Here is a 15,721-nt window from a genome sequence, read left to right as displayed (position 1 = left end):
TGATCTTGATGAATACTCAGAGCAGCCCGCAGATTGGTCAATTGGTGAGAATTCTCAAAGGCAAAGATGCCGGAGAGGCTGCCGTTGTTATCGCAGTTGTGGATAGCAGATTTGTATATATTGCCGATGGGGACAAACGGAAGTTTGATGGGCCGAAGAAGAAGAACATTCAACATCTGGAGCTCATACCCTTTATCAGCAGTGAGGTTGTGAACAGTTTGGAAGAAACCGGCCGGGTTACCAACGGAAAGCTGCGTTTTGCAGTGATGAAGTATGGCGGACCTGCTGGAATAAGTGCAGATGAGAAAGGAGACTAACTGTGGCTAAAGAAGATGTCATTGAAGTCGAAGGTACGGTCATTGAGCCGTTGCCGAATGCAACGTTTAAGGTTGAGCTTGAGAACGGTCATCAAATACTTGCCCATGTGTCCGGGAAATTGCGGATGCACTTTATCCGTATCCTAACCGGAGACAAAGTGGTCGTGCAGTTATCGCCTTACGATTTATCTAAAGGTCGTATAACTTACCGTAAATAGATGGGAACTACAACAAAAGTTTTGCTTCGCAAAACTTTGAGGAGGTAATTAACATGAAGGTAAGACCTTCTGTGAAGCCCATTTGCGAGAAATGCAAAGTCATCCGCCGCAAAGGGACTGTTATGGTAATTTGCGAAAATCCGAAACACAAACAAAAACAAGGTTAAGAAGGGGGTGTAGCGTAAAATGGCTCGTATAGCTGGAGTGGATTTGCCACGTGATAAACGCGTTGAGATCGCCTTGACTTATATTTTCGGAATCGGTAAAACGACTTCCCAGAAAATTCTTAATGAAACAGGCATTGACGTTAACACACGTGTCCGTGATTTGACGGAAGATGAAGTCAGCAAACTGCGTGAAATGATCGACAAGTCAGTTAAGGTTGAAGGTGACCTTCGTCGTGAAATTTCCTTGAATATTAAGCGTCTTACTGAGATCGGCTGTTACCGCGGTGTTCGCCACCGTCGTGGATTGCCTGTTCGCGGTCAACGCACCAAAACGAATGCCCGTACCCGGAAAGGCCCGCGTCGTACGGTAGCAAACAAAAAGAAATAATAAGGGGGGATAAGAGACAATGGCTAAACCGAAAAAAGTCGTACGTACCAAACGTCGCGACCGGAAGAATATCGAGAGCGGCGTGGCACATATTCGTTCCACGTTCAACAACACTATCGTTACGATCACGGATCCTCACGGAAATGCAATTTCCTGGGCTAGCTCCGGCGGTCAAGGATTCAAAGGTTCCCGTAAATCGACTCCATTTGCAGCGCAAATGGCAGCCGAAAGTGCTGCTAAAGCAGCGATGGAACACGGCATGAAGTCCGTTGAAGTTATGGTTAAAGGACCGGGCGCGGGCCGCGAAGCAGCCATCCGTTCCCTTCAAGCCGCAGGGCTTGAAGTAAACCTCATTAAAGACGTAACTCCGGTTCCTCACAATGGATGCCGTCCGCCGAAACGTCGTCGCGTATAGTGAAATCAGAATTGTGATTGTGGTATAATTCTGACGCATCTGCTAATAATAGGTGTTTAGGCATACTACATGATGCACCTGATGGGGTGACAGTTTCATATAGGAGCGACGTTTGAAGGAGGGGTACACTCGTGATAGAAATCGAAAAGCCGAAGATTGAGACCGTAGAAGCCAATGATGAAGGAACCTATGGGAAATTCGTAGTTGAACCGCTGGAACGTGGATATGGCACGACTCTGGGGAACTCGCTTCGCCGGATTCTGCTTTCCTCCCTTCCGGGAGCCGCAGTAACATCGGTCCAAATTGACGGCGTTTTGCATGAGTTCTCGACCGTTCCTGGCGTAATGGAAGATGTGACGGAAATCATTCTGAACCTTAAAGCTCTTTCTCTGAAGATCCATTCAGATGAAGAGAAAGTGTTCGAGATTGATGCTGAGGGTGAAGGCATCGTTACCGCAGGTGATATCCGTGCGGACAGCGATGTTGAGATCCTCAATCCGGATCTTCATATTGCAACGCTGGGACCTGGCGCGAGACTTCACATGCGTATTTTTGCAGGCCGTGGTCGCGGCTATGTCCAAGCAGACCGGAACAAACGCGACGACCAGCCAATCGGTGTTATTCCAGTTGACTCTATCTACACTCCTATTTCCCGCGTGAATTACGGCATTGATAACACTCGTGTCGGTCAAGTGACGAACTATGACAAGTTGACGCTGGAAATTTGGACAGATGGCAGTATCAGACCGGAAGAGGCTGTAAGCCTCGGAGCCAAAATTTTGAACGAGCACCTCGTATTGTTCGTAGGACTTACGGACGAAGCGAAAGACGCCGAAATTATGGTTGAAAAAGAAGAAGACAAAAAAGAAAAAGTACTTGAGATGACAATCGAAGAACTTGATCTTTCTGTCCGTTCCTACAACTGCCTCAAACGTGCCGGTATTAATACCGTACAAGAGCTGACTACGAAAACTGAAGAAGATATGATGAAGGTTCGTAACTTGGGCCGCAAATCTTTGGAAGAAGTTCAAGAGAAGCTAGAGGAACTTGGTTTGGGTCTCCGCACAGAAGAATAGTTAACAGATTGCTTGAGTACTTGAGTGAAGGAGGGAAAACAAATGGCATACCAAAAATTGGGCCGTGATTCCAGTGCGCGTAAAGCATTGTTCCGCGACATGGTTACGGATCTGTTCCTTTACGAGCGCATCCAGACAACGGAAGCCAAAGCGAAGGAAGTTCGTTCCATCGCTGAGAAACTGATCACTAAAGCGAAAAAGGGCGATCTTCATGCTCGTCGTCAAGTAGCTGCATTTGTTCGTCGTGAAACTGTTGACGGTGAACAAGATGCAATCCAAAAACTGTTCTCTGATATTGCTCCTCGTTACACAGAGCGTCCAGGCGGATACACTCGTATCCTGAAGCTGGGACCTCGCCGTGGCGATGCTGCGCCTATGGTTTATCTTGAACTGGTAGACCGCGCGTAGTAACGCAAGTAATGATTTCCGGAATTATCCCTTTCCCCCATGATCCTCGGAGCATGGGTAGGAAAGTATTAACCGTTATTGTGCTGCAGGGGCGCTAAGGCCCTGCTGTACAACTAACCGCGGGAATCACCTTGTATAGAGTAGAAGGAGCTCCCGCCGGGGCTCTTTTTTTTTGAAAACCAAGTATGGACTGACGGGAGAACGGAATGCGCAATCTATTGATGAAAGTCAATTATGACGGGACCCATTATGATGGCTTTCAGACCCAGCCTCAGGGCAATACGATTCAAGACCGGCTGGAACAGGCCATACTCCATCTGACGGGCGAGGCGCTCAAGATAACCGCCTCTGGACGGACAGACGCGGGTGTGCATGCTTATGGACAGCCATTTAACTTCATGACCTCCTCTCAGATCCCGCTTGAACGCTGGTGTCTAGCCCTGAATGCTAGGTTGCCGCAAGATATCGTGGTTACCGAGGCGAGGGAGGTTCCGCTATCGTTCCACTCTCGTAGAGGAGCAAAGCGCAAAACCTATCGGTACACCATTAATGGCAACCGGTTTCCGGATCCGTTTCAGCGGCGCTGGCAGCATCACCACCCGGTGAAACTCGATATACCGGCAATGCAGAAAGGTCTTACACATTTACTGGGTACCCATGACTTCACCTCGTTCGCATCACGGAAGTCCACGAAGACTTCCCATGTCCGAACGATCTTTGAGGCTCATATGGAGATTGACCGCAGTATGTGTCGACCTGACTCTGTAGACCAGGGTGTCATTCACACTTATATTACGGGCAGCGGATTTCTGCAGCATATGGTTCGCATTATTATGGGAACGCTGATTCACGTGGGAGAAGGCAAATACCATGCGGATAAGGTTGCGGATATTCTAGCCGCATGCGATCGGGCAGCAGCAGGGCCAACTGCCGTATCCAAGGGCTTGGCGCTGTGGAGTGTTGAATATGACGAGGATGGAATTTAAGCGAGAGCGTTCTATACTTTTTTTAGAAAAATTATAGTCAATAGGCTTAAAAATCACTTGCACTTGTCATGTTTATGCTGTAATATAAAAGTTGTGTTTTCTTGATGGCTATCCCACAGCCCCGATCAAGAAGATGCCGACAAATAAGCTTTTTTTAACTCACATAATTGTAATCCAATGAGAAACAAGATATACGAAACAGATGATTTTCGTACGAGAACAAGGAGGAAACATTCATGCGTACCACCTATATGGCGAAACCAAACGAAGTTGAACGCACTTGGCACATCATTGATGCCGAAGGCAAGACACTTGGTCGTTTGGCCAGCGAAGCCGCTGCATTGATCCGTGGCAAACACAAACCGCAATTCACTCCACATGTTGATACTGGAGATTTCGTAATTGTTATCAACGCTGAGAAGATTCACCTGACAGGTAAGAAAATGCAAAATAAGAAATACTACCGTCACTCGATGCACCCAGGTGGCTTGAAAGTCACTGTTGCAGAAGACCTGATCAAGACTAAACCTGAACGCATGATTGAATTTGCAGTTCACGGTATGATTCCTAAGACTCGTCAAGGGGATCACATGAAGCTGAGATTGAAAGTCTATGCAGGCGCCGAGCATCCACATGCAGCACAAAAACCTGAAGTTTACGAACTTCGCGGATAAGAATAGAGGAGGACAGTTTCATGGCACAAGTACAATACTATGGGACAGGTCGTCGTAAACATTCGGTAGCACGTGTTCGCCTTGTACCGGGTGAAGGACGCATTGTCATTAACAAACGCGAGATGGACGAATATTTCGGTGTGGAAACATTGAAAATGATCGTGAAACAACCTTTGAACCTGACTGAAACACTGGGCAACTACGATGTAATCGTTCTTGCACATGGTGGCGGCATTTCTGGTCAAGCCGGAGCAATCCGTCACGGGATCTCCCGTGCACTTCTGAAAGTAGATCCAGAATACCGCGGTGCCCTTAAGAAAGCCGGCTTCCTGACTCGTGACCCACGTATGAAGGAACGTAAGAAATACGGCCTCAAAGCAGCTCGTCGTGCTCCACAGTTCTCGAAACGTTAATATCCCTTGTTTTTCAAGGATATCAAGCCTCTGGCCTTTATGGCCAGGGGCTTTTATTTTTGCCATAATGACAGCTGTGACCATAGCAATGACTTGTTTTTATCTAACACTAAAGCCATGCAATATGGATCTCCAGAGTTGATCATTATCATGGAACATGTCCGGGGCTTCTGGGATTTGTAAGGCGCAAACATTGTTAAAAGGCCAAGGCGTTTCGATAATTCCATATACAGGTGCATGATTAATAACAAGCAGGTTAAATGTTCCTTTAACCATTCCGTTTAACACATCCAGCAGTTCAGCGGTTTCATGTATTGTGGCTTCGGTGCGAATAAATAATACCTTGTCAGCGTCCATGAGGGTCTGGAGGAATCGCGGGATGCGGCGCTGTAGTTTTTCTTTTAATTCTGGATAGCTGACAAGCTGTTCCGGTGTATTTTCAATCAGTGGAAAATCATGATGAGAAAAAGCATGGTACGCTGCATCCCTAACAATAAAACATTCCGCCTCCCGTAATACTAAGATTAGGAAATTTCATGAAATGGGCGAACCGATTTCGCAATAGATTGCTTACACCTGCCAAAACGGGGGTCTCCACCCAATCAATCACCCCACCTACTTTTCGCAATAGAGTGCGGGATAATTGATCTGCAGCGAGGCAGTTATGTCCTAAACTGAATATAACGTCATAGGTACCCTTAATCTCATTCAATATCATGCGGATCCCCCCGGATAATTTACTATATAAAATTAATCACAGGAGAAAAGCGTTGGACGATCATACTTATTTCATTTGAAACAGGCACTTACTCATATCGAGACAAGACATGGCCTCATAATCTATAAAGGGTTAAGTACAGTTGAGGCGGTGTGAGTAATGGTGAAAATATCGGTTTTGTTGCCCGTATACAACTCATCACTTTATATTGAGGAGTCAATTCAGAGTATCCTTCAGCAATCGTATCCTGATTTTGAACTACTGATTATAGATGATGGGTCTGTTGATGGAACCTTGGGAAGAATAAAGGGTATTCATGACAGCCGTATAAAGGTGATTTCTCATGCCGTAAACATCGGGCTTATCAGAACATTGAACGAAGGCCTTTCGTTATGTACGGGTGAATATATTGCCCGAATGGATGGGGATGACATCGCTTTGCCGCATCGTTTCGAACGTCAAGTGGCCTTTATGGATGCGAATCCGCATATAGGGGTTTGCGGTAGCCAAGCAGAATATATCGGCATAGCCGGGACTACAGTTAAACCACTAATTCATGACGAAATAAGGTGTTGGCAGTTTTTTCACTGTACGTTTGTGCATCCTACTGTCATGCTTAGAAAATCCATTCTGGATAATCATGGAGTGAAATATTGGGATTACCCTCATGCGGAGGATTTTGAGCTGTGGAACCGCTTGGGAGAGGTAACCCAATTGATCAATCTGCCTGAAGTGCTGCTAAAGTACAGGGTGCATACTAACCAGATATCTTACGTCCATGAAGCTATGCAAGAACAGATAGCTGAGAGGATCATCAGGCAACAATTTGGGCAAATCGGGCTCAATCCCACCTATGAGGAGTATCAGCTGCATAGGGATTTCTGCCATTTTAGGATTCAGGTTCATGATTTCAATCAATACAACAGAGCATTAGCATGGGCTCATAAAATCTTGGAGGCGAATAATCGAGTCCAAAAATACAACCATGAGGTTTTAAATTCGGTATTATCTCAATGCTTTACCCTCTCTCAATAAGCTTGCTGCGGTTTTCTTTAGACTGGTATTACTCCGGTCGTAAAACACCCGTTAACTACGTGAACAATGCTCTATTAGCGCATTAACGAGTTGGTGGGTTTTAAAGTAGAAGTTGTGGTTTGATAATTCACAGTTCCTGACTATATATTCTCCTTATTACAGCATGTCTCTCGGTTTTTAGGGATATCAAGCCTCGAGCCTTTATGGCCAGGGGCTTTTGGCTTTTTATGCCGCTATAAATACTATAAAATGCATTGACTTCCTCAGAGAAAGTTATATACTATTCCGTATAAGAATAGTTGGAATTGTCGTCATAAGTTCAGCATTATCTTTAAGCTGCATAACTAGGATGGAGGAATACCGTAATGAATCTGCTTGAGAAAGAAGATTTGATTAAAGTTAAGGCCGAGGAACTGGAAAATGCTTCACCTGAAGAGATAATTCGGTGGGCAGTAGAAACTTTCCCTAACATCACCTTTGCCTGCAGTTTCGGAGCTGAAGATGTAGTGCTTGTTGATATGCTGCAGAAGGTTAGTCCGTCAACGGATGTTTTTTATTTGGATACGGATTATCATTTCAAAGAAACCTATGAGACAAGAGATATTATGGCTGATAAATATGGAATGGAGTTCGTGCGTGTGTCGCCGCAGATCTCTACTCAGGAACAAGCACTTCAATACGGTGATGCGCTATGGAGTGTCGATCCTAACCAATGCTGTGCGATCCGCAAAGTAGAGCCGCTTACCCGCATTCTTTCCCAATATGATGCCTGGATTACCGGGATTCGCCGTGATCAGGCGCCGACCCGCGCCAATTCCAAAAAGGTAGAGTACGATTATAAATTCGGACTGGTTAAATTTAATCCGATTGCGCACTGGACGACTGAGGATGTATGGAATTACATCCGCGAGAACGATGTTGTGTATAATCCGCTCCATGACCGCAATTTCCCGAGCATCGGCTGCGAGCAATGCACCCGTGCTGTTATGCCTGGCGAAGATCCGCGTGCCGGAAGATGGTCCGGTTCGGAAAAAACGGAATGTGGACTGCATAAATAAGCAAGGGACGAGAAGCGAGACACAGGAGGAGAAAAATTAGATGACGTCAATACTTCCACATGGAGGAACACTGATTCAGCGTACAGTGGAGGGAGCGCAGAGAGAAGAACTGCTGCAGCAAGCTTCGGACTATAAATCAATCGCAATTAATACATGGACTATCTCTGATCTGGATTTGATTGCCGTGGGAGCCTTCTCACCGCTTACCGGCTTTTTAAATGAAGAAGATTATCATTCTGTCGTGAAAAGCATGAGACTTGCAAATGGCACCGTATGGAGTATTCCCATTACACTTGCTGTCGAAGATGAGGTGGCCTCAGGTCTGGCTGTTGGAGATACCGTGTCTTTGGTCGGTGAAGAAGATGGTGTGATTTATGGTTTGCTGGATGTACAGAGCATTTACAGCGTAGATCAGCAGCTTGAAGCACAGAACGTCTTCAGAACGACAGATCCGGAGCACCCTGGCGTCAGTAAATTGCTGGCCCGTCCGGCAACCTATGTAGGAGGACCTATAACGGTCTTGAATCGTCCGCAGCCGGAGAAGTTCGGGGAGTTCTATTTTGATCCGGTCAAGACGCGGCAAATTTTCGCTGATAAAGGCTGGAGAACGGTTGTTGGCTTTCAGACCCGAAATCCCGTTCACCGTGCACATGAGTACATTCAGAAGTGTGCTATGGAGGTTGTGGACGCTCTGTTCCTCAATCCTCTGGTCGGCGAGACTAAATCCGATGATGTGCCGGCCAATGTGCGGATGAAGAGTTATCTGGCACTGCTGGAGAATTACTACCCGGCAGACCGTACATTCCTTGGAGTATTCCCGGCAGCTATGCGTTACGCGGGTCCAAGAGAAGCGATATTCCATGCCATGGTCCGCAAAAATTACGGCTGCACCCATTTCATCGTGGGCCGTGACCATGCCGGTGTAGGTGACTACTATGGAACTTACGAAGCACAAGAGATTTTTTCCAACTTTACTGCTGAGGAGTTGGGGATTACACCGCTATTTTTTGAGCACAGCTTTTTCTGCATCAAATGCGGAAATATGGCCTCCAGCAAGACCTGCCCTCATCCGGGTGATCAGCATCTGACACTATCCGGTACGAAGGTGCGTGCGCTGCTGCGGGATGGCCAGTGCCCGCCTCCGGAATTTACGCGGCCTGAGGTTGCGCAAATTTTGATTGAGGGAATGTATCAGGAAGTTAACGCCTAAATACGAAGAGCCAGTACTATTTGGCCCTCTTGTCCCATATAGATGAGTAAAATCTATCGGGACGAGGGGGTCTTTGTTATGTCTGGCCGAAAGCAGCGGAAAGTCTCGGTCTGGATCTCATGGAACAGTATAAAAAAAAGCATGCTGGGCGCAGTGCTGCTTGCTGTGATGATCGGCATCATTGCCTATGATATGCCTACCGCCAAAACGCTGAACTATTGGAGCCTGCCATTGTCCGGTAAGATTATAGCCATCGATGCAGGCCATGGCGGACCTGACGGAGGGGCAGTCAGCCGTGAGGGACTGATTGAGAAGGATATTAACCTCGCGGTCTCACTGTATCTGCGGGATTATTTGCAGCAGGCGGGGGCGATTGTAGTTATGACGCGTGAAGGTGATTATGACCTGGCCCAGGAGGGCACCAAAGGATATTCCAAGCGCAAGACAGAGGATCTGAAGCAAAGGGTAAGGACTATTGAAGAGAAGGGCGCGGACCTCTTTATCAGCGTGCATATGAACAGTGTCCCTTCCGGCCGCTGGAGCGGAGCGCAAACCTTCTATTATCCCAACAACGAAGGGAATAAAGCGTTAGCGGGCTTTGTACAGGATGAACTCAGGGCTACGCTGGAGAATACCGATCGTGTAGCTAAAACTGTGAATACAGTGTTTCTGTTAAAAGCATTGAAAATGCCGGCTGTACTTGTGGAGGTAGGTTTTCTGTCACATCCGCAGGAGTCGGCTTTGCTTGGAGATGATGTCTATCAGCGGAAGGTGGCAACGAGCATTTACCGCGGGATTATGCGGTATGCTTCAGAGCAGCAGTGAGGAGGGACTACTCATCCGCAGAGGGGGAATGCTATAATAGACAAAAATACCGGAACCTTACCCGTCCGGAAGGAACAGAGGTGCTTTCCATGCTGACCAGGGAACAAATTCAGGAACTATTGCAGTCGCTTACAGACCCGGAATCCGGAAAAAGCCTTGTGGAGCTGCAGTTGATTCGCGATATTATGATTAAGGAAGACCGCATATCCTTATCGCTTGTATGTCTGGACCAAGATGAGAAGAGCCGTATGGAGTTGGAGCAGCAGGTGCGTGATCTGCTTACAGCGGGCGGAGCCGGCAATGTACATATCCGGCTGCGTGATGCCACCGACTATGAGCGCTCTATCTTGCGCGGAGAGAGCGTGGACGATAAGCCGGAAGATCATCAAGGGGACAAGCTTAAAGGGCATGCAGCGGGTCTTGAGGGCCATGAGCTGATTGGTGAGAACTCCGGCGTGAACTTCATCGCTATCGCCAGCGGTAAGGGCGGGGTCGGCAAATCAACCGTGACGGTAAATCTGGCAGTGGCACTCGCCCGAAAAGGGAAGAAGGTCGGATTGATTGATGCTGATATCTATGGCTTTAGTATTCCGGACATGATGGGGATTGAAGAGGGGCCGATTGTCGAAGAAGGCACAATTATACCTGTAGAACGTTTCGGAGTGAAGGTCATGTCCATGGGCTTTTTCATCCGTGAGAATAGTCCTGTCATCTGGAGAGGACCCATGCTTGGCAAGATGCTCCGCCAGTTCTTCAGCGACGTAGGTTGGGGAGAGCTTGACTACATGCTGCTTGACTTGCCTCCAGGTACGGGTGATGTGGCGCTGGATGTGCATCAGATGCTGCCGCACAGCAAGGAAATTATCGTAACTACGCCCCATGCAACAGCAGCCTTTGTAGCGGCCAGAGCAGGATCAATGGCTTTGCAGACAGAGCATGAGATTCTTGGGGTCATTGAGAATATGGCCTACTATGAATGCTCGGAATGCGGCAAAAAGGACTATATTTTCGGCCGCGGCGGCGGGGCGAGACTAGCAGAGACACTGCATACGGAGCTGCTGGCCCAGATTCCGCTTGGCGCACCGGATAATCATATCTCCGAACCGGATTTCTCACCGTCTGTATATAAACCCGAAACAGCCACCGCACAGCTGTTTGCGGAGATTGCCGATAAATTGATTGCGAAGTATGAGCAGTAATTCAAATTGGCATTAAAAAGAGGCCGTCCCAATTCTAAGTGGGACAAGGCCTCTTTTTATTTTAGGAACCGGAATCATCGCCGCCTTCTTGCTTCTGGCTGTCCCCGCCGCTTCCTTGATCGCCGCCTCCTTTTTCCTGACCTTTCTTTTCAACCTTCGGCTGAAGTTCATCCTGGACTACCGTTTTAAGCAAACCAAGCACTTCCATGCGGAATAGAGGATTCTGCATCGCTTCCTGCATAATGGTCATGGATTGCTTCCGGTAATCCGAAGTTTTAGTAAGGTCTAGGAACATTTTCATCATTTCGGGCGACTTCATGATCTCTTCAATTGATTTTTGATACGTTGGATCTTTGATCAACTGAAGATGCAGCTCCTTGCTCTGGGTATTGATCGCTTTAGCAAATTCACCGGCAAATTGCGGATCGGTCATGATTTTTTCAATTTCTTTTTGATACTCAGGAGCTGTAATTGTGTCTTTAACGGCAATCCGGATTTGTTCCGTCGTTTGGAGCGGCATCATTTTCATGCTCAACCCGCCGCCGCCTCCTTCGGAGCCGGAGCTTGGACTGGAGAGTGCCTCCTCTACGGCTTTCTTTCCATCATCGCTTTTTAATATATCAACAACCATGGTCTTCATTTCCTTGTATCCCATCTGCCCGGAAGATGAACTGCTCTGTTCTCCTCCGCAGGCTGTTAAAGCCATAATTAAGCTTAAAGCCAGGCCTCCGGCCCATAAACTCCTCCATTTCATTGGCGCTGCCCCTCCTTTGTAGGATTCCTGACTGTAGTATGCCGCGCGGACACACATTTATGTTGCTGTATAATGGTTTTTTGACGGTAAGCTTGGTAAAATAAATCTGACACGGGGAGGTGAACTGGCTGAGTATAAAGAAATGGTTTTATTTGTTCTGGACCACGCTTCTGATCGGTGCGGGCGGAGCGGTAGTAGCTGGACTTGCACTGCAGGCTGTGAATGGCCGTATCGAGTTCAAAAGCACTGCCGATCTTTTCATTTACCCCCTGATCCTTTTTGGCTATGGCATGCTTGTCAGCGTTTACTCGCAGCTCGGCTTCTTTGCGTATCTGATTCTCAACTATATGGGAACGGGTGTGTTTCGGCGGAAGGTCTGGCAGTACATACAACTGGTGCTGGCTGTGCTTGCCCTGCTTGAGCTGATCTTCCTGCGAACCTTTGTAGGGGGAGAACGAAACGTCGTCTCTGATTTGATTCTGGGCATCGTTATATTGCTTACAGCCATTATTGTGTCCTATTTTAAAGTACGAAGCACGAATAGTTCAGCCTGGATTCCGACATTTTTCTTTATGACAGCCATCACGATAGTGGAGACGATTGGTGTACTCCGCATAGGAGTGGACAGCGCTACCGTATTTATTGTAATTCCGCTTATTGCAAGCAATACATTCCAAATTCTGATGCTGCACCGTATTCTGAAACCAAGAACAGGATAATTATGACAATACAAAGAACCCCGTTCTCCAGATGAGAAGCAGGGTTCTTTGTGATTCCTCCAGCCGGCGATTAAAATCAGGAGGAGGAGGTTAATCTTAAAGACATACTACATATTTTAAAGATGCGGCTGGGCTGTTCATGCTCACAAAACTTTGAGGAGGGGAATATATGAACATCAAGCGCTATATGATAAAAGACACAAACGAAACGCTCCTGAGCAAGCTTGATCCGAACGAAAGCGGCGACTTAACCAAGGAGGAAGCCGAGGTCAAAATGAAGGAGCTTAAAGAACGTCTCACCGAGCTGCAGGATATTCTATTTGCCCAGAAAAAGCATTCCCTGCTTGTCATCCTGCAAGGGATGGACTCCAGCGGGAAAGACGGCACCGTAAAGCATATTTTCTCCGGAATCAACCCTCAGGGTTTTATCGTCACCAGCTTTAAAAAACCGTCTCTTGAGGAAGAAGCCCATGATTTCCTTTGGAGAGTGCACATGAAGACGCCGCCCAAGGGCTATATTGCCGCATTCAACCGCTCGCATTATGAAGATGTCTTGGTTCCCTGCGTGCACGGCAGTCTGCAAAAAGATGAGATGAAACGCCGGTTTCGTTATATCCGCCAGTTTGAAGAAATGCTGGTGGAGGAAGGAACAACGATCATCAAACTCTTTTTGCATATCTCAAAGGAGAAGCAGCTTGAGAAAATTCAGGAGCGGCTGCAGGACCCGGCGAAACATTGGAAGTTTGACGCCAGTGACCTGCAGGAGCGGGAATATTGGGATGATTATCAGGAGGCTTATCAAGATGTATTTAAAGAAAGCAGTTCAAAAAGCGCGCCCTGGTATTGGATTCCGGCCAATCGCCGCTGGTACCGCAATTATCTCGCATTAGCCATTGTGGTGAAGACGCTGGAAGGGCTGGATTTAAGTTATCCGAAGCTGAACACTCCAACGCCCGATATATCAGAGCTGATATCACCACGCCATTAAAAATTACAGATGAAGCAGGATAGAGTGGCGGCGGGTTAGCCTACATTCCGGCAGCGTCTTCTATTCCATCGTCCAACCAAGCGGAATCACGTACTTCCTGACCCTCAGCGCTGCCTTGGTTGATTAACTCGGACACGGTAACAAATTCGTAGCCCTGGCTGCGCAGCTTGTCAATGATAAGCGGAAGAGCCTCGTGAGTTTGTTTACAGGAATCGCTGGCATGCAAAAGCACAATATCTCCGGGATGAGCCTTTGTCGTTACTCGATTTACGATATTGTCTACACCGATGTTCTTCCAGTCTAAAGAATCGGTATCCCACTGAATAACCTTATAACCCAGGTCGCTGGCCACCTGAAGCACTCTTTTGTCGAAATCACCGTTTGGCATGCGGATCAGATTCGGTTCCTTGCCAGTCAATTCGGTAAGCACAGTATGTGCTGTCGAAATTTGGGTGCGGATTTCCTCGTTGCTCAGCGCGCTGTAGTTTACATGCTTGTGACCATGGCTGCCAATCTCATATCCTGAATCTTTAATGCTTGTTACAATTTCCGGATGAGTCTTGCTCCAGGGTGACGACAGGAAGAAGGTGGCTTTATCCACTTTTTTCTCTTCCAGCACCTTAAGGATCGGTTCGGGCCTTTTTTCTCCCCAGCTAATATCAAAAGTTAAAGCGATCAGCTTCTTCTCCGTCGGCACGCTGTATATCGCAGAAGGGGCCGTTTCGGAAAAAACGGTAATGTTGCCCCTCTCGACATAAACGACACCGGCGGCAAGAAGCGCAGCGGCAAAAATGTAAATGAACCGTTTTATCTTCTTGCCGCTGAATACATAAAAAGAATTCATACTGACAGCGCTCCTCTCCTATGCGAAATGCTTGTTTGTTCTAAATGTATGCTCGTACCCACCGCTTATGACCTCCTCTAGGACAGAAATCATAGTTAAGGCTTTTTAAGCGGGTGACGTCAAAACTTCCAGGAGGTGTCTATGCTATCCTTTTTTACGTTTGCCAAAGATTTAACCACGATCCGCAAAGCCTTAATACTGGCAGCCATTCTATTCATCGCAGGGGGCATGATTGGCTGGATAGGCACCGGCGCTATGCAAAAATTGATTGAACAGCAGCTGCAGGGTCTCAGTAATATTAGTAAAGATCTAAAAGAGTCCGACTATCCACAGTGGAGTTTTTTCAAATTTATATTTTTAAACAATAGCATCAAGAGTGTGTTCATTATTTTCCTCGGTGCCTTCTTTGGAATACTGCCTGCAATTTTTCTGCTCATCAACGGTGCGGTCATCGGATATTTAATCCACTTGTCGGTGCTTCAGAAACAGGATTTGTATACGCTTATCGTTAAGGGGCTACTACCGCACGGGATCATTGAAATTCCGGCAATCATTATCGCCTGTGCTTTTGGATTGCAGTTCGGCGGTAAAATATTCGCAGGTATATTCGGTACAGCCGCTAATAAAGAAAAGCGGAGCAACGCTTGGCCAGTCTTTATGAAGCAAACATTAACGGCATCGGTGTGGATTGTGATCCTTTTATTGATCGCAGCAATAATTGAAAGCACGATTACATTTTCACTTTTATCATAAAAAACCCGGGAATTGAGCATAACATTAAAGCCATTCGATTTTGGGGTTTCCTGACAACCGGTGCTATGTATTTGCGGCAAGACCATAGAGGTGATTTTTTCGTAATTATGGTTATAGATATTGCGCTCCGGTTAATCTAGTGTAAACGGATAAACAGGTACAGCTTCCCGTCATCCATGGACTATCTTCTATCACACAAGCAGCGGCATTTGAAGTTTCTGTAAAGATTAAATTTCATGAAGGAGGCCAAGCATATGTTGGGAATGTTGTTCAACGAGAAGGAGTGTAAGGAGTTGGACTATGTTTTGCGTAAAGAGCTTGATGAGATGCTTCTGGATTTAAGTGATCAACGCTTGGACCAAAATATCAGGCATGCCATTGCCAATCGATATAAAACAGTATTTCGTATGTACGCACGTTTTGCTCCTCAGAAAGAGCTGTCTAAGTATGCGTGGGGCGGCCGGTCATCCCAATTTAAACATTGAAATTAGAGGGCTGCTACTTAGGATTTAATCGCTTGTCCATGAAATTAACTAAATAGGTTGACTAAAAGGGA

General features: G+C 46.8%; 22 protein-coding genes. 19 read left to right on the top strand and 3 right to left on the bottom strand.

What is annotated here, in order from left to right; translation table 11 throughout:
- Positions 1–8: 8 nt before the first annotated feature.
- From NST07_RS30800 to rpsI, 10 genes are all read left to right on the top strand, one after another.
- Positions 9–317, top strand: a complete 309-nt coding sequence (locus tag NST07_RS30800) for a KOW domain-containing RNA-binding protein (RefSeq protein WP_038597045.1) — start codon at positions 9–11, stop codon at positions 315–317.
- A 2-nt stretch (positions 318–319) separates the two neighbouring features.
- Positions 320–535, top strand: coding sequence for a translation initiation factor IF-1 (gene infA, locus NST07_RS30795; RefSeq protein WP_018753971.1), 216 nt, complete (start codon positions 320–322; stop codon positions 533–535).
- Between the two features lie 53 nt (positions 536–588).
- Complete coding sequence (gene rpmJ / locus NST07_RS30790; protein ID WP_003322638.1) at positions 589–702, top strand: 50S ribosomal protein L36; 114 nt, start codon at positions 589–591, stop codon at positions 700–702.
- Positions 703–721: 19 nt separating this feature from the next.
- A complete protein-coding gene (gene rpsM, locus NST07_RS30785) occupies positions 722–1,090 on the top strand; it encodes a 30S ribosomal protein S13 (protein ID WP_020427053.1) in 369 nt (122 codons plus the stop codon).
- 19 nt (positions 1,091–1,109) lie between these two features.
- Positions 1,110–1,505 carry a 30S ribosomal protein S11 gene (rpsK, locus tag NST07_RS30780; RefSeq protein WP_019908251.1) on the top strand — a complete coding sequence of 132 codons (396 nt, stop codon included), beginning with the start codon at positions 1,110–1,112 and terminating at the stop codon, positions 1,503–1,505.
- Between the two features lie 131 nt (positions 1,506–1,636).
- A complete protein-coding gene (locus NST07_RS30775; RefSeq protein ID WP_036680585.1) occupies positions 1,637–2,581 on the top strand; it encodes a DNA-directed RNA polymerase subunit alpha in 945 nt (314 codons plus the stop codon).
- 42 nt (positions 2,582–2,623) lie between these two features.
- Positions 2,624–2,989: a 50S ribosomal protein L17 gene (gene rplQ, locus NST07_RS30770; RefSeq protein ID WP_019908254.1), complete on the top strand. Its 366-nt coding sequence runs from the start codon at positions 2,624–2,626 to the stop codon at positions 2,987–2,989.
- Between the two features lie 206 nt (positions 2,990–3,195).
- Entirely contained in the window at positions 3,196–3,975 is a 780-nt protein-coding gene (gene truA, locus NST07_RS30765; protein ID WP_076112950.1) for a tRNA pseudouridine(38-40) synthase TruA, read from the top strand.
- A 236-nt stretch (positions 3,976–4,211) separates the two neighbouring features.
- Entirely contained in the window at positions 4,212–4,649 is a 438-nt protein-coding gene (gene rplM, locus NST07_RS30760; RefSeq protein WP_038597038.1) for a 50S ribosomal protein L13, read from the top strand.
- Positions 4,650–4,669: 20 nt separating this feature from the next.
- Positions 4,670–5,062, top strand: a complete 393-nt coding sequence (gene rpsI / locus NST07_RS30755; RefSeq protein WP_025706574.1) for a 30S ribosomal protein S9 — start codon at positions 4,670–4,672, stop codon at positions 5,060–5,062.
- Between the two features lie 99 nt (positions 5,063–5,161).
- Here rpsI and NST07_RS30750 read toward each other — a convergent pair whose 3' ends face one another.
- A complete protein-coding gene (locus NST07_RS30750) occupies positions 5,162–5,557 on the bottom strand; it encodes a DUF1796 family putative cysteine peptidase (protein ID WP_341097795.1) in 396 nt (131 codons plus the stop codon).
- Positions 5,558–5,939: 382 nt separating this feature from the next.
- Here NST07_RS30750 and NST07_RS30745 point away from each other — a divergent pair, with 382 nt between their 5' ends.
- The 5 genes from NST07_RS30745 to NST07_RS30725 all read left to right on the top strand — a co-directional run bounded on the left by NST07_RS30745 (position 5,940) and on the right by NST07_RS30725 (position 11,107).
- Positions 5,940–6,815, top strand: a complete 876-nt coding sequence (locus NST07_RS30745) for a glycosyltransferase (RefSeq protein ID WP_341096598.1) — start codon at positions 5,940–5,942, stop codon at positions 6,813–6,815.
- A gap of 365 nt (positions 6,816–7,180) precedes the next feature.
- Positions 7,181–7,873: a phosphoadenylyl-sulfate reductase gene (locus NST07_RS30740; protein ID WP_076112931.1), complete on the top strand. Its 693-nt coding sequence runs from the start codon at positions 7,181–7,183 to the stop codon at positions 7,871–7,873.
- A gap of 40 nt (positions 7,874–7,913) precedes the next feature.
- The gene (gene sat / locus NST07_RS30735; RefSeq protein ID WP_342480715.1) at positions 7,914–9,083 is read left to right on the top strand and encodes a sulfate adenylyltransferase; all 1,170 of its coding nucleotides are present in this window, start codon (positions 7,914–7,916) and stop codon (positions 9,081–9,083) included.
- Between the two features lie 78 nt (positions 9,084–9,161).
- Entirely contained in the window at positions 9,162–9,908 is a 747-nt protein-coding gene (cwlD, locus tag NST07_RS30730; RefSeq protein ID WP_341096595.1) for an N-acetylmuramoyl-L-alanine amidase CwlD, read from the top strand.
- A gap of 89 nt (positions 9,909–9,997) precedes the next feature.
- Complete coding sequence (locus tag NST07_RS30725) at positions 9,998–11,107, top strand: Mrp/NBP35 family ATP-binding protein (protein WP_341379904.1); 1,110 nt, start codon at positions 9,998–10,000, stop codon at positions 11,105–11,107.
- A 61-nt stretch (positions 11,108–11,168) separates the two neighbouring features.
- Here NST07_RS30725 and gerD read toward each other — a convergent pair whose 3' ends face one another.
- On the bottom strand, positions 11,169–11,861 hold the full coding sequence (gene gerD / locus NST07_RS30720; protein WP_341096591.1) for a spore germination lipoprotein GerD: 693 nt from the start codon (positions 11,859–11,861) through the stop codon (positions 11,169–11,171).
- Positions 11,862–11,989: 128 nt separating this feature from the next.
- Here gerD and NST07_RS30715 point away from each other — a divergent pair, with 128 nt between their 5' ends.
- Positions 11,990–12,580 carry a KinB-signaling pathway activation protein gene (locus NST07_RS30715; RefSeq protein WP_342481993.1) on the top strand — a complete coding sequence of 197 codons (591 nt, stop codon included), beginning with the start codon at positions 11,990–11,992 and terminating at the stop codon, positions 12,578–12,580.
- Positions 12,581–12,749: 169 nt separating this feature from the next.
- Positions 12,750–13,568 (top strand): PPK2 family polyphosphate kinase, encoded by an 819-nt coding sequence (locus tag NST07_RS30710; protein WP_342480714.1) that lies wholly within the window; start codon positions 12,750–12,752, stop codon positions 13,566–13,568.
- Positions 13,569–13,608: 40 nt separating this feature from the next.
- Here the strand turns inward: NST07_RS30710 and pdaB are convergent, their stop codons facing one another.
- Positions 13,609–14,412, bottom strand: coding sequence for a polysaccharide deacetylase family sporulation protein PdaB (gene pdaB, locus NST07_RS30705; RefSeq protein WP_341096584.1), 804 nt, complete (start codon positions 14,410–14,412; stop codon positions 13,609–13,611).
- A gap of 141 nt (positions 14,413–14,553) precedes the next feature.
- On the opposite strand from pdaB, the gene NST07_RS30700 reads away from it, so the two are divergent.
- On the top strand, positions 14,554–15,165 hold the full coding sequence (locus NST07_RS30700; protein WP_342480713.1) for a stage II sporulation protein M: 612 nt from the start codon (positions 14,554–14,556) through the stop codon (positions 15,163–15,165).
- 254 nt (positions 15,166–15,419) lie between these two features.
- Positions 15,420–15,650, top strand: coding sequence for a hypothetical protein (locus tag NST07_RS30695; protein ID WP_025336637.1), 231 nt, complete (start codon positions 15,420–15,422; stop codon positions 15,648–15,650).
- Positions 15,651–15,721: the final 71 nt, after the last annotated feature.

The sequence above is a fragment of the Paenibacillus sp. FSL L8-0340 genome (genome assembly GCF_038593145.1).
Taxonomy (GTDB): Bacteria; Bacillota; Bacilli; order Paenibacillales; family Paenibacillaceae; genus Paenibacillus_AQ.
The sequence above is the reverse complement of the archived record's forward strand: the minus strand, read 5'-3'. Positions and strand labels throughout refer to the sequence as shown.

Excerpts from the sequence above, each read along its gene's own strand:
- cwlD (WP_341096595.1), top strand. The coding sequence starts at position 9,162 with ATGTCTGGCCGAAAGCAGCGGAAAGTCTCGGTCTGGATCTCATGGAAC.
- pdaB (WP_341096584.1), bottom strand. The coding sequence starts at position 14,412 with ATGAATTCTTTTTATGTATTCAGCGGCAAGAAGATAAAACGGTTCATT.
- NST07_RS30695 (WP_025336637.1), top strand. The coding sequence starts at position 15,420 with ATGTTGGGAATGTTGTTCAACGAGAAGGAGTGTAAGGAGTTGGACTAT.
- rpmJ (WP_003322638.1), top strand. The coding sequence starts at position 589 with ATGAAGGTAAGACCTTCTGTGAAGCCCATTTGCGAGAAATGCAAAGTC.
- rpsI (WP_025706574.1), top strand. The coding sequence starts at position 4,670 with ATGGCACAAGTACAATACTATGGGACAGGTCGTCGTAAACATTCGGTA.
- rplM (WP_038597038.1), top strand. The coding sequence starts at position 4,212 with ATGCGTACCACCTATATGGCGAAACCAAACGAAGTTGAACGCACTTGG.
- NST07_RS30700 (WP_342480713.1), top strand. The coding sequence starts at position 14,554 with ATGCTATCCTTTTTTACGTTTGCCAAAGATTTAACCACGATCCGCAAA.
- truA (WP_076112950.1), top strand. The coding sequence starts at position 3,196 with ATGCGCAATCTATTGATGAAAGTCAATTATGACGGGACCCATTATGAT.
- rplQ (WP_019908254.1), top strand. The coding sequence starts at position 2,624 with ATGGCATACCAAAAATTGGGCCGTGATTCCAGTGCGCGTAAAGCATTG.
- rpsM (WP_020427053.1), top strand. The coding sequence starts at position 722 with ATGGCTCGTATAGCTGGAGTGGATTTGCCACGTGATAAACGCGTTGAG.
- NST07_RS30745 (WP_341096598.1), top strand. The coding sequence starts at position 5,940 with ATGGTGAAAATATCGGTTTTGTTGCCCGTATACAACTCATCACTTTAT.
- gerD (WP_341096591.1), bottom strand. The coding sequence starts at position 11,861 with ATGAAATGGAGGAGTTTATGGGCCGGAGGCCTGGCTTTAAGCTTAATT.
- NST07_RS30725 (WP_341379904.1), top strand. The coding sequence starts at position 9,998 with ATGCTGACCAGGGAACAAATTCAGGAACTATTGCAGTCGCTTACAGAC.
- NST07_RS30800 (WP_038597045.1), top strand. The coding sequence starts at position 9 with ATGAATACTCAGAGCAGCCCGCAGATTGGTCAATTGGTGAGAATTCTC.
- rpsK (WP_019908251.1), top strand. The coding sequence starts at position 1,110 with ATGGCTAAACCGAAAAAAGTCGTACGTACCAAACGTCGCGACCGGAAG.
- NST07_RS30710 (WP_342480714.1), top strand. The coding sequence starts at position 12,750 with ATGAACATCAAGCGCTATATGATAAAAGACACAAACGAAACGCTCCTG.
- NST07_RS30740 (WP_076112931.1), top strand. The coding sequence starts at position 7,181 with ATGAATCTGCTTGAGAAAGAAGATTTGATTAAAGTTAAGGCCGAGGAA.
- sat (WP_342480715.1), top strand. The coding sequence starts at position 7,914 with ATGACGTCAATACTTCCACATGGAGGAACACTGATTCAGCGTACAGTG.